The sequence below is a fragment of the Geodermatophilus amargosae genome, assembly GCF_900116515.1.
GTDB classification, from domain to species: domain Bacteria; phylum Actinomycetota; class Actinomycetes; order Mycobacteriales; family Geodermatophilaceae; genus Geodermatophilus; species Geodermatophilus amargosae.
The window spans coordinates 310,784-333,351 of sequence record NZ_FPBA01000004.1; the positions used below are offsets into that span (position 1 = coordinate 310,784).

The following is a 22,568-nucleotide window of genomic DNA, read 5'->3' on the forward strand; positions in this document are numbered from 1 at the left end:
GACGCGGTGCCTACGTGGCGTCGACGGGGCGCAGGGTGGTCCCGGCGGCGCGGTGCTGCGCGGCGGCGAGCAGGCCGATGACGGCGGCGGAGTTGCGGATCCCCCCGTCGAACACCCGCTGCACCGCCTCGGCCAGCGGCACCAGCTCGACGGTCATGTCGAGCTCCTCGTGCTCCACGGTGAAGCCCTCGGGCCGGTCGACGTCGGACAGCCCCTCGGCGAGGTAGACCAGCACCAGCTCGTCGCAGAAGCCCGGCGTGCTGAACGTGGTGGTGAGCAGCGACCACCGCTCGGCGGCCATGCGGACCTCCTCGGCCAGCTCCCGCTTCGCGGTCTCCAGCGGCGGCTCGCCGTCGGAGTCGCGCAGGCCGGCGGGCAGCTCCCACAGGTAGCCGCCGACCGGGTGCCGGTACTGCCGCAGCAGCACGACCTCGCCGTCGTCGGTCAGCGCCACGACCGCGACGGCGCCCGGGTGGCGGACCACCTCGCGCACGCTGTCGCCGCCGCCGGGCATCGCCACGGTGTCCTTGACCAGCGTGATGACCCGGCCGTCGTAGACCGTCTCGGTGCCGAGAACCCGGTAGTCGCCCTCGGCGGCCGGCTCGGTCACCTCAGATCCCCACCTTCTCCGCGTCGTCCATCGGCACCGGCAGGCGCGCGGACTCGGCGCGGTCGATGGCGGCGCAGACGAAGGCGGCGAACAGCGGGTGCGGGCGGGTGGGCCGGCTCTTGAGCTCCGGGTGGGCCTGGGTGCCGACGAAGAACGGGTGCACCTCGCGCGGCAGCTCGGCGAACTCGACCAGCAGGCCGTCGGGCGAGGTGCCGCTGAACACCAGGCCGGCCTCGCCGAGCCGGTCGCGGTAGGCGTTGGCCACCTCGTAGCGGTGCCGGTGCCGCTCGGTGACCTCGGTCGAGCCGTACGCCGCGGCGGCCTGCGAGCCCTTCTGGAGGTGCGCCGGGTAGCTGCCCAGCCGCATGGTGCCGCCGAGGCCGCGCTCGCCGGCGAGGACGTCGACCTGGCTGGCCATGGTGGCGATCACCGGGTCGGGGGTGTCGGGGTCGAACTCGGCGGAGTTGGCCTGCTCGATCCCGGCGACGTCGCGGGCGTACTCGATGACCATGCACTGCAGGCCCAGGCACAGCCCGAGGGTCGGGATGCCGTTGGTGCGGCTGTAGCGGATGGCGCCGAGCTTGCCCTCGATGCCGCGCACGCCGAACCCGCCGGGGATGCACACGCCGTCGACGTCGCCGAGCGCGGCGGCCGCCCCCTCGGGGGTCTGGCAGTCGTCGGAGGGCACCCAGCGGATCTGCACGCGGCTGCGGTGGGCGAAGCCACCGGCGCGCAGCGCCTCGGTGACCGAGAGGTAGGCGTCGGGCAGGTCGACGTACTTGCCGACCAGCGCGATCGTCACCGTCTGCTTGGGCCGGTGCACCCGCTCGAGCAGGTCGCCCCACACGGTCCAGTCGACGTCGCGGAAGGGCAGGCCCAGCCGGCGGACGACGTAGGCGTCGAGGCCCTCGCGGTGCAGCACCTTGGGGATGTCGTAGATCGACGGCGCGTCGGGGCAGGCGATGACGCCCTCGGCGTCGACGTCGCACATCAGGCTGATCTTGCGCTTGAGGCTCGTGGCGATGTCGCGGTCGGCGCGGCAGACCAGCGCGTCGGGCTGGATGCCGATGTTGCGCAGCGCGGCCACCGAGTGCTGCGTCGGCTTGGTCTTCAGCTCCCCCGACGGCGCGATGTAGGGCACCAGCGAGATGTGCAGGAAGAAGCAGTTGTCGCGGCCGATCTCGTGGCGCACCTGCCGGGCGGCCTCGAGGAAGGGCAGCGACTCGATGTCGCCGACGGTGCCGCCGATCTCGGTGATGACGACGTCCACACCGTCGTCCAGGCCGTCCTCGCCGTCGGCCGGCGACCCGGCCGGCGACTCGGCCGCGGCCATGATCCGCGCCTTGATCTCGTTGGTGATGTGCGGGATGACCTGGACGGTGTCACCCAGGTACTCCCCGCGCCGCTCCTTGGCGATCACGTCGGAGTAGACCTGCCCGGTGGTGACGTTCGACCGGGCGCCCAGGTCGGTGTCGAGGAAGCGCTCGTAGTGCCCGACGTCGAGGTCGGTCTCCGCGCCGTCCTCGGTCACGAACACCTCGCCGTGCTGGAACGGGTTCATCGTCCCCGGGTCGACGTTCAGGTACGGGTCCAGCTTCTGCATGGTGACCCGCAGCCCACGGGAGGACAGCAGCGCGCCGAGCGAGCTGGCCGTCAGGCCCTTGCCGAGAGAAGACACGACCCCGCCGGTGACGAAGACGAACTTCGTCGGCTGGGAGTTGTGGAGGAGGCGACGCGATGCGGACTGGTCAGGAGTTCCAGGTCGACCCACGGGAACCCACCGTAACACGGTCGTCCCCCTCCCCCTGGGCGCCGCCGGGAGGCTCCGCGCGCCCCCGCCGGGCGGTGGTGGCCAGGTCCACCAGCAGGGGCACCAGCAGCGCCGCGGCGGTCGCCGGGAGCGCCACACCGGAGTCGTTGACCGCGGCGCCCAGGGCCAGGCTCAGGGCCGCGGCGACCAGGCCGGCGCGCAGCACCGCGGCGTCGGCCGGGCGCAGTCCCGAGCCGCCGCCGCGCAGCAGGCCGGGCCCGCGCGGACGGTGCCGCCGCACGAGCCAGACGGCGGCGACCAGCGCGACGGGGAGCATCCAGGCCAGCGCGGAGCCGAACAGGATGCCGAGGTTGGCCGAGGCCTTGCGGCTGACCACCGTCCACGCCTCGCCGGTGAGCAGCTGCTCGACGAACCGGCCCAGGTGGCTGCGCTCGGCGGCCGGCCGCAGCCAGTCGAGGAACGCCAGCGCCCCGACGGCGACCACCCCGGCGGCCAGCACCGCGGCCAGCCGCACGACCGTCACGCGCACGCCGGTGAGCAGCATCGCCAGCAGCAGGAAGCCGGGCAGCACGGCGAGGACGCCGCCGAAGTCCCGGCCCAGGCCCGGCGCGCCGACGACGGCCACGGTGACCAGCCCGGCGCCCAGCACGACGGCGCCGGTGACCCGCCGCGCCCGCCGCCCGCCGTCGTCCCGGCCGCGCGCCGCCCGCCGGCCGGCCAGGGTGGCGACCACGGCGGTGCCCACCAGCGCGGCCGACGAGAGCAGGCCGGAGCTGAGGTTGCCGTAGCCGGTGAACCGCCCCGCGACGATGGCGTCGTAGCCGAGCAGTCCGTCGAGCTCGAGCGGGGAGCCGGTGAGCACGTCGCCGACCAGGGTGGCCACGGTGACGGCGAGGACGGCCAGGGGCGGCCCGAGGCGACGACGCCGCCCCGCCCATCGTGACCACGGCCCCAGGACGGCGACCGCCACCACCACCGCGACGGCCAGGAGCAGCGACCCGGCCAGCGCCCACCGCGGCGACCCGGCGCGCTCCCAGGGCACCAGGCCGGCGAGGTAGGTGGCCACCGGCAGCGCCGCGGCCGCCAGCGCCGCGAGCCGCAGCACCGGCCGCCAGCGCGCCCGCGAGGGCCGCACCCGCGCGCCGCCGGTCAGGCCGAGCACGAGGATCCCCAGGACGACGACGGCGGCCTGCACCACGACCAGGCCCAGGAAGAACGTGCCGGTGCTGCGGTGGTGGGTGACCGCGGCGGTGTTCGCCCGGTCCAGCTCCGCGACCGCCCCGGCGGTGCCCGGGCGGCCCTCGGAGACGGTGAGCGGCTGGCCGTTGACCGAGGCCGGCTGCTCCAGCCCGAGGGCGCGCAGCACGGTCGGGGCGACGTCGATGAGCTGGGTGAACGGCGCCCGGCCCGTGCTGGCCGACGACAGCCAGCCGGCGTCGGTGAACCCGGGGCCGGACGCGATGCCGACGTGCAGCTGCGGGCGCCCGTCGTTGACCTCCGAGATCCCCTGCACCAGCAGCAGCGTCTCCCCCGGGAGCGCGGCGACGGCGGCGCGCAGCTGCGCGACCTGCGCGTCGATGGCGGTCAGCGCCGCCTCCCGGCTCCCCGGGTCGGTGCCGGTCTCGCTGCCCTCGGGCGCCGGGACGCCGGCGTCGACCAGGCCGTCGAGGGAGACGAGGGTGAGCGGGCAGGGCTCGAGCAGCGCGGCGAGCGCGGCGCCGTCGGCCGGGAGCCCGTCCTCGCGGGTGAGCCCCACGCCGGGCGCGGCCACCGCCAGCGCCGCTGCGCGGCCGACCACCGTCGCGCAGCCCACGGCGGCCCCCAGCGCGCCGGGCTCGGCACCGAACCGGGCGGTGGCGCCGTCCTCGGCCACGGCGCGCACCGCGCTGAGGGGGTCGGCGAGCCCGACCTGCGCCAGGCGCTCCTGCAGGCCGCAGTGCGACAGCTCCGGGCTGGCCGGTGGCCCGGCCGGCGTCGGCCCCTCCGGGGGGACCGCCCCCGGCTCCCCCTCGGCGCCCGGCGTCTCCCCGGGCAACGGCACGGTGGGCAGCGGCACCATGGGCAGCAGCTCGTCCGGCGCCGGGAAGCGGGCCCGGTTGCCCGCGCCGAGGGTGGCCCACCCGTCGAGCAGGCAGGTGGTGGAGCGGGCCGCCCGCACCGACACCGTGCCGACCGGGGAGGTGTCGGCCAGCTCCCACAGCGCCGGGGTGCGGTCGGGGTCGACGTCGTCCCAGACCAGGCCGGGGACGCCGACGACGAGCACCCGGTCGGCGCGCCAGCCGTCCTCCGCCGCTCCTGCCGCCGCGGGCGCCCCGGCGACCAGCAGCGACAGGAGGGCGAGGAGCAGGACGGCGGCGCGCCTCACCGCGGTGGCCCCAGCAGCTCGCGGTAGACGGCGGCCAGCGTGCGGGCGGTGGCGGCCTCGTCGGGCCAGCCCGCGGCCTGCTCCCGGCCGGCCTGCGCGAGGGAGGCGGCGCGGGCGGGGTCGCCGAGCAGGTCCCGGACCGCGGCGGCCAGTGCGGCGGCGTCGCCCGGGGGCACCAGCAGCGCGGCGTCGCCGAGCAGCTCGGGCAGCCCGCCGGCGCGGGTGGCCACCAGCGGCGTGCCGGCCCGCAGCGCCTCCTGGGCGGTGAGCGAGCGCGCCTCCCAGCGCGAGGGCAGCACGACGAGGTCGGCGGCGGCGAGCAGGTCGGCGACGTCGTCGCGGCGGCCGAGCAGCGTGACCGGCAGCCGCTGGGCGCCGATCCGTGCGGTCAGCTCCGCCTCGAGCGGCCCGTCCCCGGCGACGGCGACCAGCGGCGGCCGGCCGTCCCCCGCCCACCGGTCCGCGGCCCACGTGGCGGCGGCGTCGAGCAGGACGTCGTAGCCCTTCTGCGGGTGCAGCCGGCCGACGGCGAGCACCAGCGGCCGGCCGTCGGCGAGCCCGAGGCCGGCGCGGACCTCCTCGCGCGACCGCCGCGCCGGCGGCAGCGCGGGCGCCGACACCGGGGCTACCCGGACGTCGCGGGCGCCGAGGCGGCGGGCGTTGGCGGCGAGGTCGCCGGAGGCGGCCAGCACGACGTCGGCGGCGCGGACGGTGGCCCGCTCGGCGGAGGCCAGCACCAGGCGCAGCGGGCCGCTGCGCTCGGGCAGCGCGTTGTGCAGGGTGACCACCAGGGGCCGGCGGCCGCCGCTGCGCACGGCGGCGGCCGCGACCAGCCCGGCCCGCAGGCCGTGGGCGTGCACGAGGTCGGCCCCGGCGGCGGCCCGCCGCAGGGCGAGGACCGCTCGGGCGTCGGCGACCGGGTCCAGGCCGGCGGAGATCTCCACCGGGCGGAAGGTGGCGGCGGCCGAGAAGCCGAACAGCGCGTCGGTGGCCGCGGGACCGCAGACGGTGACCTCCGCACCCGCCTCGGCCAGCGCGGGCAGCACCGAGCGCAGGTGGGTGCCGACGCCGCCGGTGCTGGTCGCCAGCACCTCGGCGACCCGGCGGCCGCCGAGCGGTCGCGGGTCAGCCACCGTGCACCTCCGTCCCCCCCGGCGTCCGCAGCGCGCGCACCGCCGAGAGCAGGGGCCGGCGCGCCGTCCCCATCATGACCGCCGCCGCCACCACGGTCACCGCCGCCGCCACGAGCAGCCCGGCACCGACCGCGCCGGCCAGCGAGCTGCCGGGCACCGGGTCGGCGCCCAGCGCCCGCGCCAGCGCGAGGCCGGTCGCGGCGCCCGCGCCGCCGGCGAGCAGTGCGGGCAGCCCGCAGCGGGCCACCCCGGCGAGCCCGCCGGGCCCCGCCGTCCGCGCGGTGACGACGAGCAGCCCCAGGCCCGCGGCGGTCACGCCGGCGCTGTGCCCGGCGGCCAGCGCCAGCGCCCGGTCGGTGTCGGGCAGGGCGGCGGCCAGGACCACGTCGGCGGCCACGGCCAGCAGCCAGCCGCCGAGCACGCAGGCGGTGGGCGCGCGCCACAGCCCCCGGGCGTAGAGGGCGCGGGTGAGCACCGCGACCAGGCCGTAGCCGACCAGGCCGGGCGCGAAGGCGACGACGGTGTCGCGCACCGCGGCCACGCGGTCGGCGTCTCCGCCGACGAGGAAGACCCGCGCCATGGGCCCGGAGACGGCGGCCAGCACCGCCGCGGCGACCGCGCTGGCCACCAGCACGAGCGTGGTCACCGGGGCCAGCGCGCGGCGGTAGCCGGGCAGGTCCCCGGCGGCGGCGCGCTCGGCCATCAGCGGGTAGGCCGACGTGGCCAGCGGCACCGCGACCGCGGCCCACGGCACGAGGAACAGGGTGAGCCCGGCGGTGTAGGCGACCTGGGTGCCGTCGGGACCGGCGCCGGCCAGCCGGATGGCGACCGCGGCCACCAGCTGCTGCCCGGCGAGGGTGAGCACGCCGGCGACGGCGAGCCGGCGCACCTGCGGCGCGGCGCCCACGGGGAACCGCAGCGACGGCCGCAGCCCCAGCCGCAGCCGCCGCACCGGCACGAGGACGGCCAGCGCGAGCGCGACCACCCCGAGCGTCGTCCCGACGCCGAGGACCAGCTCGGCCGGCGTCGTCAGGTCCCCGACCTGCCGGGAGCCGCCCAGCCGGGCGAAGGCGGCGTAGGCCGCCGCGACGACGAGGCTGGACAGCAGCGGCGCGATCGCCGGGCCGGCGAAGCGGCGGTGCGCCTGCAGCACGCCGGTCCCGACGACGGCGAGGCCGTAGAGCACCACCTGCGGGGCGAACACGAGCAGGAAGCGGGCGGCGAGGTCGACCTCGGCGGCGGTGCCGCCGCCGAGCAGCAGCGCGGCGATCGGGTGCGCGAGGACGGCCAGGAGCGCGGCGAGCGGCACGAGGACCAGCAGCGTCCAGCCCAGCAGCGCCGAGGCGGTCCGGCGCACCTGCTCGCGGTCGCCGGCGGCGATGCCTCCCGCCAGCATCGGGACGACGAGGGAGGCCAGCGCACCGCCGGCGACCACCTCGAAGACGATGTTCGGGACGGTGTTGGCCGCGGTGTAGGTGTCGCCGGTGCTGTCGGCGCCGACGGCGTTGGTGAAGACCAGCGTGCGCCCGAAGCCGGCCAGCCGGGCCAGCACGGTGAGGACGGCGATGAGCGCGGCGGCGCCGGCGACGCCCTGCGCCACCCGCCGCCCCGACACGGTCGGCCCCGCGGAGGTCACGCCGGGCGGCGGCCGAGCCGGTCGAGCTCCCGCAGGCCCGGCGTGGCCTCGATGACCCGGGTGAAGCTGACCCGTTCACTGGCCAGGGTGAGCGCGGTCACCGCGGCCAGCAGGCCCGCGCGCGCCGGGCGCGAGGGGACGGCGGCCAGCCGCAGGCCGAGCAGCGCGCCGACGGAGTTGGCCCCGGCGTCGCCGAGCATGACCCGCTCGCCGAGGTCGGCGGGCAGCACCGCCAGCACCGCGCCGAGCGGCCCGGCCAGCAGGTCGCCGGCGGGACCGCGCAGGGTCGCCGCGGCGGCGATGGCCGCGGCCTTCGCCGCGCGGCCGGGGCGCAGGTCGAGCAGGTTGACCAGGTTCGCGGTGCCGGCCACCAGGCCGGTGGTGAGGACGGCGTCGGCGACCCCGCGGTCCCGGCGCGTCAGCAGGGCGGCGACCGCGGCGGCCGCGCCGATGCCGGCGACCTTCACCGCACCGGCCGACACCCGCCCGGCCCGCAGCGCGGCGAGGTGCCCGGCCAGGCCCTTGTCCCGCGCCTGCTCGGGGCGGGCGCCGGCGAGGTCGTCGTAGCCGCCCACCAGCCCGGACACCACCCCGGACACCGCCGCCGCACCCCGCGTGCCGGCCGGCGCGCCGAGGACGGCGCCGGCGGTGGCGGCCGCGGCCAGCGCCGGGCCGCCGAGGAGCGTCACCGGACGGCCGGCGTAGTTGGTGCGCCGCCACGGCGCCCCGGCCGGGCGGGCGTCCAGCGCCGACGCGGCGGCGAGGCCGGCGCGGGCGGCGGTGGCCCCGGCGAGGACGAGCAGCGGCCGCGCGGTCACGTGGTCCGCGGTCACGGGGTGGTGGCCGGCACCGGCGGGACCGGCTGGGTGTCCTCTCCGGTGCCGTACGCGCCGGAGGTGCCCTCGCGCTCGCTGCCCAGCGCCAGCACGGTGCTGATCTGACCCGACGGGCTGGTCACGTTGTCGACGGTGGAGACGGCGGTGGCGACCTCCGGGTCGGCACGGACCGCGCCGACCAGGCCGTTCTCACCGGCGGAGTCGGGGTCGCCGGCCACCACGACGCCCGATCCCGCGGCGTCCAGGGCGGTGGCCAGGTCCAGCAGCGCGCCGTTGCGGTCGGCGGCGTCGTCGCCCGACAGCGCGCCGGAGGTGAGCACGACGGCGAAGTCGGCCGGCGTCACCGCCGCGGAGTCCTGGGTCAGCACGTCGAGGGCCTGGAGCCCGGCCAGGACGGTGGAGACGGCCGCGGTGTCGGGGGCCGGTGCGCCCTCCCCCGCCGGCACCATGAGCACCTGGGCGAGCAGGGCACCGACCAGCTGGCCGGTGTCGTCGGTCTCGGGCAGCTCGACGCCGGCGGGGCGGCCGGGGCCGGTGACGTAGCTCTGCAGGCCGGGCTCGCTGGCCGGATCGCTGTACTCCGGCGCCAGGGAGATCTGCCCGTTGACCGTGCCGCCGGCCTCGGTGACCAGCGCCGTCACCTCCTCGACGATGTCGGTGGTGACGTCCTCGGAGGCCAGCACCAGCAGCAGGCTGCGGCCGGCCAGGGCACCCTGCACCAGGGCGGGGGCGACGGCGGACTCGAAGGCCTGGTCGGTGTCGACCTGCGCCTGCAGGGTCTGGGTGGTGTCCTCGAGCTCGCGCTTGTCGTCCTGGAGCGCTGTGACCTGCCCCTGCAGGTTGTCCAGCAGCGGTCCCGACAGCTGGGTCGCGCCGATCACCAGCCCCAGGGCGATCGCGAGGAAGACCGCGATCAGGGAGACCAGGTGGTAGCGGAAGTCGATCACGAGACGAGGTTCTCCAACCAGAACACGAAGCTGTCCCACTGGTCGACCAGCAGGTCGAGGTAGATCCGCCCGGCGGTGGTGACGGCCACGGCGGCGACGATGGCGACCAGCGCCGCGAGCACCAGCACGACGAGCGCGGCGGTCGAGATGCGGCTGCGGTAGAGCCGGCTCACGCCCTTGGCGTCGACCAGCTTGCCGCCCAGCCGCAGGCGGGTGAGGAAGGTCGAGGCCATGCCGCCGCGGCCCTTGTCGAGGAACTCCACGAGCGTGGCGTGCGTGCCGACGGCGACGATGAGCTTGGCGCCCTTCTCGTCGGCCAGCAGCATCGCGATGTCCTCGCTGGTGGCCGCCGCCGGGAAGGTGATCGCCTCCACGCCGAGGTCCTGCACCCGCTGGAGACCGGGGGCGCGGCCGTCGACGTAGGCGTGCACGACGACCTCGGCGCCGCTCCGCAGGACGTGGTCGCTGACCGAGTCCATGTCGCCGATGATCATGTCCGGCTGGTAGCCGGCCTCGATGAGCGCGTCCGCGCCGCCGTCGACGCCGATGAGGACCGGCCGGTAGTCGCGGATGTAGGACCGCAGCGCCTGCAGGTCCTCCTTGTAGTCGTACCCGCGGACGACGACGAGCACGTGGCGGCCCTCGATCGCCGTCTTCACGTCCGGCACGCCGACGCCGTCGAGCAGCAGCGCGCGCTCGCGCTTCATGTACTCCATCGTGTTGGTGGCGAAGGCCTCCAACTGCGTGGACAGCCCGGCCTTGGCCTCGGCCATCGCGGCGGCGACGGTGTCGGGGGTCTGCTCGGTGCCCTGCGCGACGGCGGAGCCGTCGGGACCGAACAGCGTGTTGCCCTCGACGCGGACCTGCGCGCCCTCCTTGAGCGACGCGAACACGTCCTTGCCCACGCCGTCGACCAGCGGGATGCCGGCGGCGGTGAGGATCTCGGGGCCGAGGTTGGGATAGCGGCCGGAGATGCTGGGCGCGGCGTTCACCACGGCGCCGACCTTCGCGGCGACCAGCGAGTCGGCGCTCACGCGGTCGATGTCGACGTGGTCGATGACGGCGACGTCGCCGGGCCGCAGGCGCTTGGTGAGGTTCTTCGTGCGACGGTCCAGCCGGACGGTGCCGCTCACCCCCGGTGCCGCCTCCTGGGCCCGGCTCCGTCGCAGGGTGCCGATGCGCATTCGGCCATAATCCCACGCAGGCCCTCCGGGCCCGCCCACCGACGCGCTCCGGCGACGACCTGGTCACGCAGGGTGTCCGACACCACGGGAAACGCGACACGCCCGGCGCGTGCGCCCCACCAGCACCGCCGCAGTCCCCAGCTCCGCTGTCTAGCGTTCGTCGATGTGACTCGTGGGGCTCCTGCTGCCATCGTCCCGGCGACCCGTCCCGGGGCCGCGGACGAAGGCCCCGAGGTGATGCCCGAGGCGATGCCCACGCCCACGCCCACGCCCACGCCGATGCCCGGACCGCTGCCTGCTCCGGTGATCCGTGCGGTGCCCGGGGCGCCGGCCGCAGCGCCGTCGGCTGCCGCGGCCGACCCCGGCCGGCCGGCCGAGGGGAACCGGCAGGGCCGTCGCCGGGAGCGGCGCGGCTCGGGCGTCCGCGAGCGCCGGCGGCTGGAGACGCGTGACCGCATCGTCGACGCCGCCGCCGAGCTGTTCGCCGAGCGGGGCTTCGACGCGGTCAGCGTCGTGGAGATCGCGCAGCGGGCGGGCGTGGTGGAGAAGACGGTGTTCAACCACTTCCCTGTCAAGGAGGGGCTGGTCCTCTCCGCCGATCCGCCGATGCGGTCGGCGCTGCTGCACGCCGTCGCCACCCGGCCCGCCGGGGAGTCGGTGGCCGCGGCGGCCGGCACCTTCCTCGTCCGCGCGATGACGATGCTGGGGTCGCCCGAGGCCGCCGAGGGGGTGGCCGAGATGGCCCGGGTGGTGCGCGGCTCGCGCACGCTGCAGGCCCGGGAGCGGGAGATCCTCGGCGAGATCACCGCCGCGCTGGCGGCGCAGATCCGCGAGGAGACCGGCGCCGGGGACGGTGCGGTGGAGCCCGACCTGACCGCCGCGGCGGTCACCGCGCTCTACGGCCGGCTGCTGGAGCTCGCCCGCGACCGGGTGCTGGCCGGCGTCACCGGGCCCGCCCTCGCCGACGAGCTGCGGGCCGCCGGCCGGCGCGGCCTGTCGCTGCTGCAGTTCGGGCTGGCGGGGTACGCCAAGCGTCGCTGACGGAGAGCCCCGCTGCCCCCCACACCTCGCTCCGCCCGGCGCGGGACCCTGCAGCAGGGCCGTTCCCGGTCGCTCAGGCGGGGAGCTGCAGGGCCCGGAGCAGCTGGTCGGCGCGGTCGCCGGAGATGTCGGGGTCCCGGGTGAACAGCGCGACGGCGACCATGTACTCGTCGTCGCCGGCCCAGCCGCGGCCCTCGGCGACGATCTGCCGGATCTGCTCCCGGACCTTCGGCTCGCTGCTGTAGGGCCCGTAGTCCAGGCCCATGGCGAGGAAGTTGACCACCCGGTAGCCGAGGTCGGCGGCGGTGCTGACGGTGGTGACCGGGTCGGCGTAGCTGGCGACCGCGGTGATCACGTGCTCGTAGCCGGCCTTGAGCAGCTGCAGCGTGAGGTCGTTGCCGCGCTCGCCGCCCCAGAGTTCGGGCATGAGGATGTGCCGGTCGGGCGCGGGGATGTAGGGCGGGTTGGAGATCGCCGTGGTCACCGGCTCCCCGCCCGCGGCGTCGGCCTGGTCGAAGAAGTCGCCGAGCTCGACGGTGTAGCGGTCGGCGACCCCGCGGGCGGCGATGTTGGCCTGCGCCGACTCCACCGAGTCGGCGCTGATGTCGTAGCTGCGGACGCGCAGCCCGGGCAGGCCGGCCACCACGTCGGCGATCGCCGAGGCGTCACCGGTCCCCAGCTCGACCACAGGGGCGTCCTGCCAGCCCAGCTGCTCGCGGTACTGCTGCAGCAGCATGCAGACGGAGAACCCGTAGTGCGCCGACTCGTCGGCGGAGCTGAAGCAGCTCACCGGGCTCCCCCGGACAGCCGGACGGCGGGTGCCGGGTCGGGGACGGTCGGGGCGGGGGCATCGTCGCGCACGGGACCGACCTACCCCCGTAACGCGATCGACACTCCTGTGTACCGCCACCCGGTCGTGTGCCATCGGTCGGCTCGCTCACCCCTCCCGCGCCGCGGCCGCCACAGCGAGCAGTTCGCGCGCGTGCGCCTGCCCGGTGTCGCTGTCCATGAGGCCCGACAGCATGCGGGCGAGCTCCCGCACCCGGTCCTCGCCGTCGACGGCGCGGATGTCGGTGGCGGTGACGCCGGCCGCGGTGTCCGGTGACTTGTCCACCACGAGATGGGTGTCGGCGAACGCGGCCACCTGTGCGAGGTGGGTGACGACGACGACCTGGTGGTCGCGGGCGAGCCGGGCCAGCCGCCGCCCGATCTCCCCTGCGGCCTGCCCGCCGACACCGGCGTCGACCTCGTCGAAGACCATCACCGGCACCGGGTCCGCGCCGGCGAAGACCACCTCGATCGCCAGCATCACCCGGGACAGCTCACCGCCGGAGGCGCCGCGGTGCACCGGCCGCGGCGGCGCGCCGGGATGGGCGGCCATGAGCAGTGCGACCTCGTCGATCCCGTCCGGCCCCGGCTGGTCGGGGTGGCTGTCGATCGAGAAGGACACCCGCGCGCTCTTCATCGCCAGGCCGGCGAGCTCCGCGCCCACCTCGGCGGCGAAGCCGTCGGCGGCCGCGCGGCGGGCGGCCGAGATCCGGGCGGCGAGGTCGTCGACCTCGGCGCGGGCGGTGTCGCGGGCGGCCGCCAGCGCCTCGAGCGCCTCGTCGGAGACGTCGAGCGCGGACAGCTTGCCGCGCGCGTCCTCGGCCCACGCCAGGACGCCGGCCAGCCCCTCCCCCGGGTCGGCGTACTTGCGGACCAGCGCGGTGATCGCCGCGCGCCGGTCGAGCACCTCGGCGAGGCGGGCCGGGTCGGCGTCGAGGTCGGCGACGTAGCCGGCCAGCTGCACGCTGACGTCGGACACCACGGCGACGGCGTCGGCGAGTTCGCGGGCCAGCAGCACCAGCGCGGGGTCGTCGGTGCCGGCCAGCGCGCGCTCGGCGGTGGCCAGCGCGGCGGTGGCGTCCTGCGGCAGCCCCTCGGCGCCGAGGTCGCCGGTGACGTCGCCGACCAGCGCCATCCGGGCCTCGTCGACGGCGGCGCGCAGCGCGTCGGCGTCGCCGAGCCGCTTGGCCTGCGCGTCGAGCGCCTCGTCCTCGCCGGGCTCGGGCGCCAGCGCCTCGATCTCCTCCAGGCCGCGCCGCAGCACCTCGGCGGCCTGGGCCAGCTCGCGGGCCTGGCCGCGGCGGCGGTCGAGGTCGGCGGCCAGCTCACGCCAGCGGGCGTACGCGGCGCGGTAGGTCTCCAGCAGCTGCAGGTGCGCGGCGCCGGCGTAGCGGTCGAGAGCGGAGCGCTGCTCGGCCGGGCGGGACAGCCGCAGCTGGTCGCTCTGCCCGTGCACGGCCAGCAGCCCCTCGGACAGCTCGGCGACGACGCCCACCGGCACACTGCGCCCGCCCAGGTGCGCCCGCGAGCGGCCCTCGGCGCTGACGGTGCGCGCCAGGATGAGGCTGCCGTCGTCGTCGGGCTCGGCGCCGGCGTCGGCGGCACGCGTCCACACCGGGGAGTCCGGCGGCAGCTCGAGGCGGCCCTCGACGCCGGCGCGGCCGGTGGCGCGCACCCGGCCGGGGTCGGCGCGGCCGCCGAAGAGCAGCGTCAGGCCGGTCACGACCATCGTCTTGCCGGCGCCGGTCTCGCCGGTGACCACGGTGAGGCCGCGGCCGAGCTCGAGGGTCACATCGTCGATGGCGCCCAGACCGCGGATGCGCAGCTCGGTCAGCCGGCCCCGGCCGTTGCGGGCTGCGGCCCGGTCCGGCTCGCGGGTGCCCTCGGCTACCTCGGGCGTCGCGTCGGCCGGTGCGGCGGCCGGCGTGGCGCGGGCCCGGCCGGCGCGCTCACGCGTCGGGGTCCGCGGTGCCACCGCGCACCTCCTCCCGGGCCGCGCCGTCGCTGCCGCTGTCGGTGCCGCTGGACAGCGACACCACGTCGCGGGCGAGCACGTTGCGCGAGGGCGGCAACTCGTGGCCGGGGTCGTGCCGGCGGGCGTCGCGGAAGCCGCGCACCGGCAGTCCGAACTTGGCGACGAGCCGGTCGCCGAAGGTGGCCGGGTGCACCCGGGCGATGCGCACCGGGCGGGCGGCGCGCCGGACGTCGACCCGGCCGCCGTCGGGGACGTCGAGGGCGCGCCGGCCGTCGGCCGAGACGCGGGCGCGGTTGCCGTCGGGCGGGATGGCCACCGACAGCACCGCGTCCGGCGAGGTGACCAGGGGCCGGGCGAACAGGGCGTGCGCGTTGGTGGGGACCAGCAGCAGCGCCTCCACGTCGGGCCACACCACCGGGCCGCCGGCGGAGAAGGCGTAGGCGGTCGACCCGGTCGGCGTGGCGAACAGGACGCCGTCGCAGCCGAAGCTGGTCAGCGGCCGGCTGTCGATGGAGATGACGACGTCGAGCACCCGCGAGCGCTGCGCCTTCTCCACCGACACCTCGTTGAGCGCCCACGTCCCGCCGACGACGTTGCCCGCGGCGTCGAGCACGTCGACCTCGATGGCCAACCGCTTCTCTACCGAGTAGGCGCACTGCTCGATGGCCGTCAGCGTCTCCTCGACCGCCTCGGGCTCGGTCTCGGCGAGGAAGCCGACGCGGCCCAGGTTGACGCCCATGAGCGCGGCGTGGCTGTAGCGGGCCAGCTCGGCGGCGCGCAGGAAGGTGCCGTCACCGCCGAAGACCATGACGATCTCGGCGCCGCGCGCGGCCTCGGCGTCGGCGGGGACCACCTCGGCGCCCTCGATCCCGAGCGCCTCGGCCTCGTCGTCGAGCACGCGCACGGTGATGCCGGCGCGCGCCAGCCGCGCGGCCGAGCTGCGGGCCAGCTCGGTGATGTCCTGCCGCCCGGTGTGCACGGCGAGCAGCACGTGCCGACCGCCTCCGGGACGCCAACCGCCCTGGCCGGCCTCGCTCATCGGTCCTCCTCGCTCTGCGGTGCGCTGGTCCTGCCCCTGGTGGTCCTGGTCGTGATCTCCCGGCCCTCGTCCCCGGCGCCCCTCGTCCCCAGCGTCCCCCGGCGCGGGCGTCCGTGCCCGGCCGGTCCCCCGGGCCTGCCCGTTCACTGCGGCCCCTCCTCGACGGCGCGACGCACGTCCGCCTCGTCCGGAGGGCCGGCGTCGCGGCGCAGCCACAGGAAGAACTCGACGTTGCCGGCCGGACCGGGCAGCGGGCTGGCGACGACACCGGCGGTGCCCCAGCCGAGGTCGGCCGCGGCCGTGGCGACCTCGAGGACGGCGCCCGCGCGGGCCGCGGGGTCGCGGACGACGCCGCCGGAGCCCAGCCGGTCGCGGCCGACCTCGAACTGCGGCTTCACCATCGGGAGCAGGTCGGCTCCCCCGGTGGCGCAGGCGGTCAGCGCCGGGAGCACCAGCCGCAGCGAGATGAACGACAGGTCGGCGACCACGAGGTCAGCCGGGCCCCCGATCTGCTCCGGCGTCAGGGTGCGGACGTTGGTGCGCTCCAGCACCCGCACGCGCTCGTCGGTGCGCAGCGACCACGCCAGCTCGCCGTAGCCGACGTCGACGGCGACCACCTCCCGCGCGCCGCGGGTCAGGAGCACCTCGGTGAAGCCCCCGGTCGACGCACCGGCGTCCAGGGCGCGACGTCCCTCGACGGGGACGGAGAAGGCGTCCAGGGCACCGAGCAGCTTGTGCGCGCCGCGCGAGACCCAGCGGTGCTCGTCGGGGTCGGTGCGCACCACGACCGGCGTGCCGGCCTCGACGCCGGTGGCCGGCTTGGTGGCCGCGCGCCCCGCGACGGCGACCCGCCCCTCGCTGATCAGTTCGACGGCGTGCTCGCGGGAACGGGCCAGGCCCCGGCGGACCAGCTCGGCGTCGAGTCGGCTGCGGCGCGGCATCAGAGCTGGTCGATCGTGCCGAGCTCGCGCGTGAGGCGGTCGTGCTCGGCCTCGAAGACGGCGACGTGCTCGCCGACCGGGCGCTGGGCGAGGTCGGCGAACCGCTCCACGACCTGGCCGGGAGCCGGATCGCCGACGGGGACGGCCGGCCGCGCCGGGCCCGCCGCGACGCCGCCGGGACCGGGCCGCGGCGGGCCCGGGACCGGGTGCGGCCGGCTCGGCTCGGTCATGGCGCTGGCCTCTCGGACGGGTGCGGGACACGGCCGCCGGACGGCGGGTACGGGGCTGCGGGCTGCTGCTCCCTCGGCTCGCGAGGGTACCGGCCGGTGACGACGGCGAGGGCCGAACCGAGGGACCGCGGACGGCCCCGGCGGCCGCCTGGGCAGCCGGTGCCCGGTGCCCTCACCGGGCCGCCAGACTCCACTCGGCAAGCGCCCGGCGCGCCTCGCTGTCGGCGGCCTGCAGCTGCGCCGGTGCGCCCTCGGGAGCGCGCTCCCAGGCGGCCAGGCACAGGGCACGCAGCCCGTCGAGACCGTCGCCGGTGTCCCTGTCGTCCCCGGTGGTCCGCAGCTCGAGCGGCCCGCCGTCCCGGGCGGTGACCACCCAGCGTCCGCAGCGCCAGGCCTCCCCGTCTCCGCCCGTGACCGGTGGGTGCGGCACCAGCAGCCCGCCGGCGTCTGCGGAGATCAGGTCGGGCCGGTGCAACGGGCCGGCGGCCAGCAGCAGGGCCGGGTCGGTGACCCCGCTGAACACCAGCAGGCTCGCGGCACCGGACCGGTGGGCGCCCTCGATGTCGGTGTCCAGCCGGTCGCCGACCACCAGGGGGCGCTCGGCTCCCGTCCGGCGGACGCACTCGGCGTGCATCGCCGGGTCCGGCTTGCCGGTGACCAGCGGCTCGCGGCCGGTGACCTCGCGGACGACGCGGACCATCGCCCCGTTGCCCGGGAGCGGGCCGCGCGGCGAGGGGATCGTCGCGTCGGTGTTGGTGGCCACGTGCCGGGCGCCGTTGCGGACGGCGACGACGGCCTCGGCCAGCTGCGCGTAGCCGACCTCCCGGCCGTAGCCCTGCACCACCGCGGCGGGGTCGTCCTCGGCCGTCCCGACCACGGTCAGGCCGGCCGCCCACAGCGCCGCCGCGACGCCGGGCCCCCCCACGGGAAGCACCCGCGCGCCCGCCCCGAGCACCGCGGCGACGACCGAGGCGGCCGCCTGCGAGCTGGTGATGATCTCGTCGGGGGTGGCCGGGACGCCGAGCTCGGTCAGGTGCCCGGCCACCTCTTCCGGCGGGCGGGCGGCGTTGTTGGTGACGAAGCCCAGCCGCATGCCGCGCTCCCGGGCCGCGGCGAGCGACTCCGGGACGCCGGGCACCGCGTCCGGACCGACGTAGACCACGCCGTCGAGGTCGAGCAGCGCGACGTCGTGGACCTCGGCCGGCGGCCGGGCGCTCCCTGCCGCGAGGCCCGGCCGCCGTGCCGTGCCGTCGCCGGCCGCGCCTGTGCCGTCGCCGGCCGTGGCCGGGCCGGTCACGCGGGCCCCCGGCCCGACGCCCGCCGGGCCCGGACGCCCCTCAGCGCGCGGGCGTAGTGGGCCAAGTCCGGGCGCATCGCCACCGCCAGGGCGAGGTGCTCGGCGGCCAGGCCGAGGTCGCCGGCCCGGCTGGCGGCCAGGCCCAGGCCGAACTGCGCGTAGTCGTCGGTGGGGTTCACCGCGGCGAGCCGGGCGAAGCTGTCGACGGCGTCGTGGTACCGCCCGGCGTCGTACTGGGCGCGCGCGAGGGCCTCGAGGACGCTGCGCGATCCCGGCTCGGCCTCCGCCGCCCGGGCCAGCAGGGTCGCCGCGGCCGCGGGGTCCCCGCTGGCCAGCAGGTCCAGTCCGCGCCGGTACCACTCGTAGACCCCGCCCTCCGGGATCCCCTCCCCGGGCAGGTCGTCCTCGGGTGAGCCTGCTGTCGACACCGCCGTCCTCCCGCTCGTGTGGATCCCGTGCTCGCCCTCGGGCGGGCACCCGGGACCCGGCCGCCGCGGCAGCCCCCGGCCGGCGGCTCCTACGATCCCGTCGTGCACTCGTCGTCGGCGGACACCCCGCCCCTCACCGCGACGGGACTGGACGTCCGGCCCTTCCGGGCGCTGACCTACCAGCGGCACGACCCCGGTCACCTGGCTCGTGTGAGCTCGCCAGCCTACGACCTGGTGACGCCGGACGGCCGTGAGCGCTTGGCCGCCGCCGATCCGCACAACATCGTCCGCCTCATCCTGCCGGGCGGCACGTCCGGACCGGGCACCGCCGGCTCCGCTGGGCTCCCCGTCGGTGCCGGCGAGGACACCGCGGCCCGTGCGGCGCGCACGCTGCGCGGGTGGGAGGACGCCGGCGTGCTCGTCCGCGACGGCGCCCCGGCCCTGTGGCTGTACGAGATGCAGCCCGCCGAGGGAGCCGCCACCGTCGGGTGGCTCGGCGCCGTCGCCGTGGCGGCCGCGGGCGGGCGGGCGGTGCTGCCGCACGAGGACACCTTCCCGGCGGCCGTTGAGGGCCGGCGGGCGCTGCTGCAGGCCACGGCCACCGACCTCGAGCCGATCGTCCTCGCCCACGACCCGGAGCCGGAGGTCGCCGCCTTGACCCGCGCCGCATCGGCCGGCCCGGCCACCATGGAGCTCACCGACACCGACGGTGTCCGCCACCGCCTCTGGCGGATCGCCGACGAGGACGTCCTCGGCCGCCTGCCCGAGGCCCTGGCCCGCACCGGAGCGGTCATCGCCGACGGCCACCACCGCTTCGCCGCGGCGCGGGCACTGCACCGCACCCACCCCGACGGTGACTGCCGGGTGCTGGCGCTGCTCACGCCCATGGGCTCCGGCGGGCTGCGGGTCGAGGCGATCCACCGGGTGGTGCCCGACCTCTCCCTCGAGGCGGCCACGGCGTCCGCCGCCCGTGGGTTCACCGTCACCGAGGTCCCCGCCGGTCCCGACCCGGACGCGCTCGCCGATGCCGTCCGCTCCGTGCAGGCCGGCCGGGAGGCACTCTTCCTGCTCAGCGACGGCCACCGGCTCGTGCGCCTGTCGGAGCCGTCGGCCGAGGTCCGGGCGACCGTGCCGGCCGAGGCCCCCTCCGCCTGGCGCGGCCTGGACGTCGTCCTGGCCACCACCGGCCTGATCGGGCACCTGTGGCGCCGGCCGGACGACCCGGCGTCGGTCCTCGTCGCCCACGACGTCCCCGAGGCCCTGGGCCTGGCCGCCCGGCGCAACGGGGTGACCCTGCTGCTGCGGGCGCCCTCCCCCACCGACGTCGCCGCGGTCGCACGGGCCGGTGCCCGGATGCCCCGCAAGTCGACGCTGTTCGTCCCCAAACCGCGGACCGGGCTGGTCCTCCGCCCGCACGCGGGCTGAGCCGCCCCGCACGCCCGGTCCGCCGCCGGTCACGCCGTCTTCACCGTCCCCCCGGCGCCGGTGCGCGGCACCTTGCGGCCACGCCGGCAGTTGATCTCGCACACCGACGCCGTCCCGCCGGGGGTCCGCCAGAACCGCCGCTGCAGCGCCCCCTCGACCTCGACGACGTCCCCGGGCTCCCAGGCCGCGATCCGTCGCTGGAGGGCACGGTCGTAGGTGATGCAGGTCAGCACGTCCACCGACCGGCCCCGCGCCCTGGGCTCGGGCCGGCGCACCACCAGGCGGAAGGTCACCAGGGTGTCCCCGCTCGGGAGGGACCTCAGCTCCGCGGGGGCCGAGACCCGGCCCCGGAGCACCACGTCGTTCCGGTCGATCACTGCCACGCTCATGACGGCAGCCTCACCGAGCGACGGCGCCCCGGGAGCCGGGCGAGCGCTGCTGTGGACCGCCGCCCCTGGTGTGGACGGCGGCCGCGCAGTCGTCGGGGGTCACTGCTCGGGCTCGTCCTCCGTGGGCGGCTCGACCTCACCGAGCAGCTCGGCGACCTCCCGCTCGACGTCCTCGTCGAAGGCCAGGTCGAACCCGGTCTCGTACTCCGCGTCGGCGTCGGCGTCGTCCTCGGCGTCGTCCTCGGCGTCGTCCTCGGCGTCGTCCGTGTCGGTCCCGTCGGCGCCCGCGTCCTCGTGGTCGACCTCGCCGACGTCCGCCGCGGCCGCGCGCCCGGTGGGGAGCTCGTCCGAGGCGGTGTCCGGGGACGTGTCCTCGTCCGGGACCGGCAGCTCCTCCTCGCCGAACGCGATGTCGTCCTCCTCCGGCGAGGCGGCGGCCACGGCGTCCAGCCAGGCCGCCGCGGACGGGTCGTCGGTCGCGATGAGCAGGTCGGCGTAAGCGGACGCCAGCCGGCGGGTGCTCTCGTCGGTCAGGTCGACCCCGGTCGGCGAGGGCCGTCCGCCGAGCGCGCCCTCGAGCACCAGGCGGGCTGCCGGCCCCTCGCCCAGGTCCTGCCGCACGCCGGCCTCGACCAGCTGCAGCTCCACGGTCTCGGCCCGGTCGGGGTGCTCCGCCAGTGCCTCGCGGACGAGCCGCAGCGCCACCTCGGGGCGGCCCTGCGCGCGCTCGCAGTCGGCCAGCACGGCGCGGTAGCTCTCGTCACCGCTCATGCGGCGGTAGGCCCTCAACTCACGGGAGGCCTCGGCGTAGTCCCCGGCGTGGTACGCGGCAACACCCACCGCCTCGCGGACCACGGCGATCCGGGACGCACGGTCGCGTGCCGCCCGAGCGTGCGCCAGGGCCAGCTCCGGCTCCTCGTCGACCAGGTTGCCGGCGACGACCAGGTGGCGGGCCACGGTCTCGGCGTTCCGGGAGTCGAGCCCGCGCAGGGAGGCACGGACGGCCGGGTCCAGCTCGCGGGCGTCGGCCCACTCCGGGAGCTCGGGACCCGGCGGAACAGGGGGCGTGCGGTCGACGCGGGGCGGGCCCGCGGGCCGGCCCCTGCGGTCGTCGCCCGGGCGACGGTCGCGCCAGTTGCCGGCTCCTGCACGGTCGGGACGGCCGGCGGCTGCCGGGCGGCCCGTGCTGCGGCCGCGGTCGCCCGGCCGCTGTGCGGGAGGACGACCGGGACGACCGCCCGGCTGGTCGCGGTCCCCTGCAGGGGCACCGGGACGGCGCTCCTGCCAGGACCGGTTGCTGCTCTGCGGACCCGCACCCCGCCCGCTGCCGGCGTGGTCACCGCCCGGACGGTCCCCCGTGGATCGACGCTCGCGCCACGAGCCCTCGGGACGGTCGCCCTCCGCCGGCCGGCGGTCGCGCCAGGCGCCGTCCGTCCGGTCTCCCCCGGGACGGCGCTCGAGCCAGCCGCCGGCCCGGTCGTTCCCGGCCGGCCGGCGGTCGCTGCCCGCCCGGTCCCCGGCAGCAGGACGCCGGTCGCTGCCCGCCCGATCCCCGGAGGCGGGGCGGCGCTCATTGCCTGCCCGGTCCCCGGACGCGGGACGGCGGTCGCGCCCGGCGCCCCCTGGACGCTCGGTGCCCGTGCTCCGGTCCCGCGACGGGCCCTCAGGGCGCTCGGCACCCGGCCGCCGGTCCCGCCACGTGCTCTGTCCGCGGTCGGCACCCGGACGGCGGTCGCGCCAGCTGCCCTCGGACCGACCACCGGCCACCGGACGGCGGTCCTGCCAGGAGCCCCCGGAGGGCTCGGCGCCGGGACGACGGTCCTGCCGCTCACCGCCGCGGCGGTCCCCGGCGACGGGACGGCCACTCCGCTCGCCGCGCTGACGATCGGCCCCCGCACCGGCGCCTGATCCGGGGTCACGACTCGCACCGGACCGCCGGTCGGCGCTCCCGCCGCGACCGGCGTAGCCGCCGGACCGGTCGTCGCGCCGCGGTCGTGCTCCACCGCGGGAGTCCTGACCGTCGGGGCGGCCACGCCCGGTGGAGCCACGTCGGGGAGAAGTCATGTCGTCGCCAGTACCTCGGTCGGGAGTGGGCGCTCGAGTGAGCGCCGGAATGGTGCCGGACACACAGAAACGGGGGTCGGAGCCAATGGCTCCGACCCCCGTTCCTGGATGGTTGTCCGGCGGCGTCCTACTCTCCCACCCCGTCTCCAGGGCAGTACCATCGGCGCTGAGAGGCTTAGCTTCCGGGTTCGGAATGGGTCCGGGCGTTTCCCTCTCGCCATGGCCGCCGTAACACTGTGAACGGAACAACCCCGGGCCCCGCAATGGCGGGGGGGTTGGTGCGTTCAGAACCGCACAGTGGACGCGAGACACCAACCTGCAGGCTGGAGGTGTGTGGTCAAGCCCTCGGCCTGTTAGTACCGGTCAGCTCCACACCTTGCGGTGCTTCCACTTCCGGCCTATCAACCCGCTGGTCTGGGCGGGGGCCTT

The 22,568-nt window shown here is 77.4% G+C and carries 19 protein-coding genes and 2 rRNA genes; 2 read left to right on the forward strand and 19 right to left on the reverse strand.

What is annotated here, in order from left to right; all coding sequences use genetic code 11:
- Nucleotides 1-10: 10 nt before the first annotated feature.
- From BM414_RS08660 to steA, 8 genes are read right to left on the reverse strand one after another with little or no spacing between them, the layout of a single operon-like run.
- Complete coding sequence (locus BM414_RS08660) at nt 11-610, reverse strand: NUDIX domain-containing protein (protein ID WP_217644617.1); 600 nt, start codon at nt 608-610, stop codon at nt 11-13.
- A 1-nt stretch (nt 611) separates the two neighbouring features.
- Nucleotides 612-2,399 (reverse strand): CTP synthase, encoded by a 1,788-nt coding sequence (locus BM414_RS08665; RefSeq protein WP_425432351.1) that lies wholly within the window; start codon nt 2,397-2,399, stop codon nt 612-614.
- On the reverse strand, nt 2,359-4,746 hold the full coding sequence (locus tag BM414_RS08670; protein ID WP_093579017.1) for a hypothetical protein: 2,388 nt from the start codon (nt 4,744-4,746) through the stop codon (nt 2,359-2,361). The genes BM414_RS08665 and BM414_RS08670 overlap by 41 nt, the downstream gene beginning before the upstream one ends.
- The gene (locus tag BM414_RS08675; RefSeq protein WP_093579018.1) at nt 4,743-5,879 is read right to left on the reverse strand and encodes a glycosyltransferase family 4 protein; all 1,137 of its coding nucleotides are present in this window, start codon (nt 5,877-5,879) and stop codon (nt 4,743-4,745) included. Before BM414_RS08675 ends, BM414_RS08670 begins: the two co-directional genes overlap by 4 nt.
- A complete protein-coding gene (gene murJ, locus BM414_RS08680) occupies nt 5,872-7,515 on the reverse strand; it encodes a murein biosynthesis integral membrane protein MurJ (protein WP_245784581.1) in 1,644 nt (547 codons plus the stop codon). Before murJ ends, BM414_RS08675 begins: the two co-directional genes overlap by 8 nt.
- A complete protein-coding gene (locus BM414_RS08685; RefSeq protein ID WP_093579076.1) occupies nt 7,512-8,333 on the reverse strand; it encodes a hypothetical protein in 822 nt (273 codons plus the stop codon). The genes murJ and BM414_RS08685 overlap by 4 nt, the downstream gene beginning before the upstream one ends.
- A gap of 11 nt (nt 8,334-8,344) precedes the next feature.
- Nucleotides 8,345-9,298, reverse strand: a complete 954-nt coding sequence (locus BM414_RS08690; RefSeq protein ID WP_093579019.1) for a copper transporter — start codon at nt 9,296-9,298, stop codon at nt 8,345-8,347.
- Nucleotides 9,295-10,431: a putative cytokinetic ring protein SteA gene (gene steA, locus BM414_RS08695; RefSeq protein WP_245784582.1), complete on the reverse strand. Its 1,137-nt coding sequence runs from the start codon at nt 10,429-10,431 to the stop codon at nt 9,295-9,297. The genes BM414_RS08690 and steA overlap by 4 nt, the downstream gene beginning before the upstream one ends.
- A gap of 300 nt (nt 10,432-10,731) precedes the next feature.
- Between steA and BM414_RS08700 the strand changes: the two genes are divergently transcribed.
- Nucleotides 10,732-11,523 carry a TetR/AcrR family transcriptional regulator gene (locus BM414_RS08700; RefSeq protein WP_245784583.1) on the forward strand — a complete coding sequence of 264 codons (792 nt, stop codon included), beginning with the start codon at nt 10,732-10,734 and terminating at the stop codon, nt 11,521-11,523.
- A gap of 73 nt (nt 11,524-11,596) precedes the next feature.
- On the opposite strand, the gene BM414_RS08705 is transcribed toward BM414_RS08700, so the two are convergent.
- From BM414_RS08705 to BM414_RS08735, 7 genes are all read right to left on the reverse strand, one after another.
- Entirely contained in the window at nt 11,597-12,313 is a 717-nt protein-coding gene (locus tag BM414_RS08705) for a class I SAM-dependent methyltransferase (RefSeq protein WP_093579021.1), read from the reverse strand.
- A gap of 147 nt (nt 12,314-12,460) precedes the next feature.
- Complete coding sequence (recN, locus tag BM414_RS08710) at nt 12,461-14,326, reverse strand: DNA repair protein RecN (RefSeq protein ID WP_245784584.1); 1,866 nt, start codon at nt 14,324-14,326, stop codon at nt 12,461-12,463.
- Nucleotides 14,301-15,365, reverse strand: a complete 1,065-nt coding sequence (locus BM414_RS08715; RefSeq protein ID WP_093579022.1) for an NAD kinase — start codon at nt 15,363-15,365, stop codon at nt 14,301-14,303. The genes recN and BM414_RS08715 overlap by 26 nt, the downstream gene beginning before the upstream one ends.
- A 143-nt stretch (nt 15,366-15,508) precedes the next feature.
- A complete protein-coding gene (locus BM414_RS08720; RefSeq protein ID WP_093579023.1) occupies nt 15,509-16,306 on the reverse strand; it encodes a TlyA family RNA methyltransferase in 798 nt (265 codons plus the stop codon).
- The gene (locus tag BM414_RS08725) at nt 16,306-16,536 is read right to left on the reverse strand and encodes a hypothetical protein (RefSeq protein ID WP_093579024.1); all 231 of its coding nucleotides are present in this window, start codon (nt 16,534-16,536) and stop codon (nt 16,306-16,308) included. The genes BM414_RS08720 and BM414_RS08725 overlap by 1 nt, the downstream gene beginning before the upstream one ends.
- A gap of 172 nt (nt 16,537-16,708) precedes the next feature.
- Nucleotides 16,709-17,833 carry an HAD-IIA family hydrolase gene (locus BM414_RS08730; RefSeq protein WP_093579025.1) on the reverse strand — a complete coding sequence of 375 codons (1,125 nt, stop codon included), beginning with the start codon at nt 17,831-17,833 and terminating at the stop codon, nt 16,709-16,711.
- Nucleotides 17,830-18,261, reverse strand: a complete 432-nt coding sequence (locus tag BM414_RS08735) for a tetratricopeptide repeat protein (RefSeq protein WP_245784585.1) — start codon at nt 18,259-18,261, stop codon at nt 17,830-17,832. Before BM414_RS08735 ends, BM414_RS08730 begins: the two co-directional genes overlap by 4 nt.
- A gap of 102 nt (nt 18,262-18,363) precedes the next feature.
- Between BM414_RS08735 and BM414_RS08740 the strand changes: the two genes are divergently transcribed.
- Nucleotides 18,364-19,686 (forward strand): DUF1015 domain-containing protein, encoded by a 1,323-nt coding sequence (locus BM414_RS08740; RefSeq protein ID WP_093579080.1) that lies wholly within the window; start codon nt 18,364-18,366, stop codon nt 19,684-19,686.
- A 29-nt stretch (nt 19,687-19,715) separates the two neighbouring features.
- Here BM414_RS08740 and BM414_RS08745 read toward each other — a convergent pair whose 3' ends face one another.
- From BM414_RS08745 to BM414_RS08765, 4 genes are all read right to left on the reverse strand, one after another.
- The gene (locus BM414_RS08745) at nt 19,716-20,075 is read right to left on the reverse strand and encodes a single-stranded DNA-binding protein (RefSeq protein ID WP_093579026.1); all 360 of its coding nucleotides are present in this window, start codon (nt 20,073-20,075) and stop codon (nt 19,716-19,718) included.
- A 99-nt stretch (nt 20,076-20,174) separates the two neighbouring features.
- Nucleotides 20,175-21,032 (reverse strand): tetratricopeptide repeat protein, encoded by an 858-nt coding sequence (locus tag BM414_RS08750; protein ID WP_093579027.1) that lies wholly within the window; start codon nt 21,030-21,032, stop codon nt 20,175-20,177.
- Between the two features lie 1,221 nt (nt 21,033-22,253).
- Nucleotides 22,254-22,370, reverse strand: a 5S ribosomal RNA gene (rrf, locus tag BM414_RS08760).
- A 102-nt stretch (nt 22,371-22,472) separates the two neighbouring features.
- Nucleotides 22,473-22,568, reverse strand: a 23S ribosomal RNA gene (locus BM414_RS08765); the annotation flags it as partial.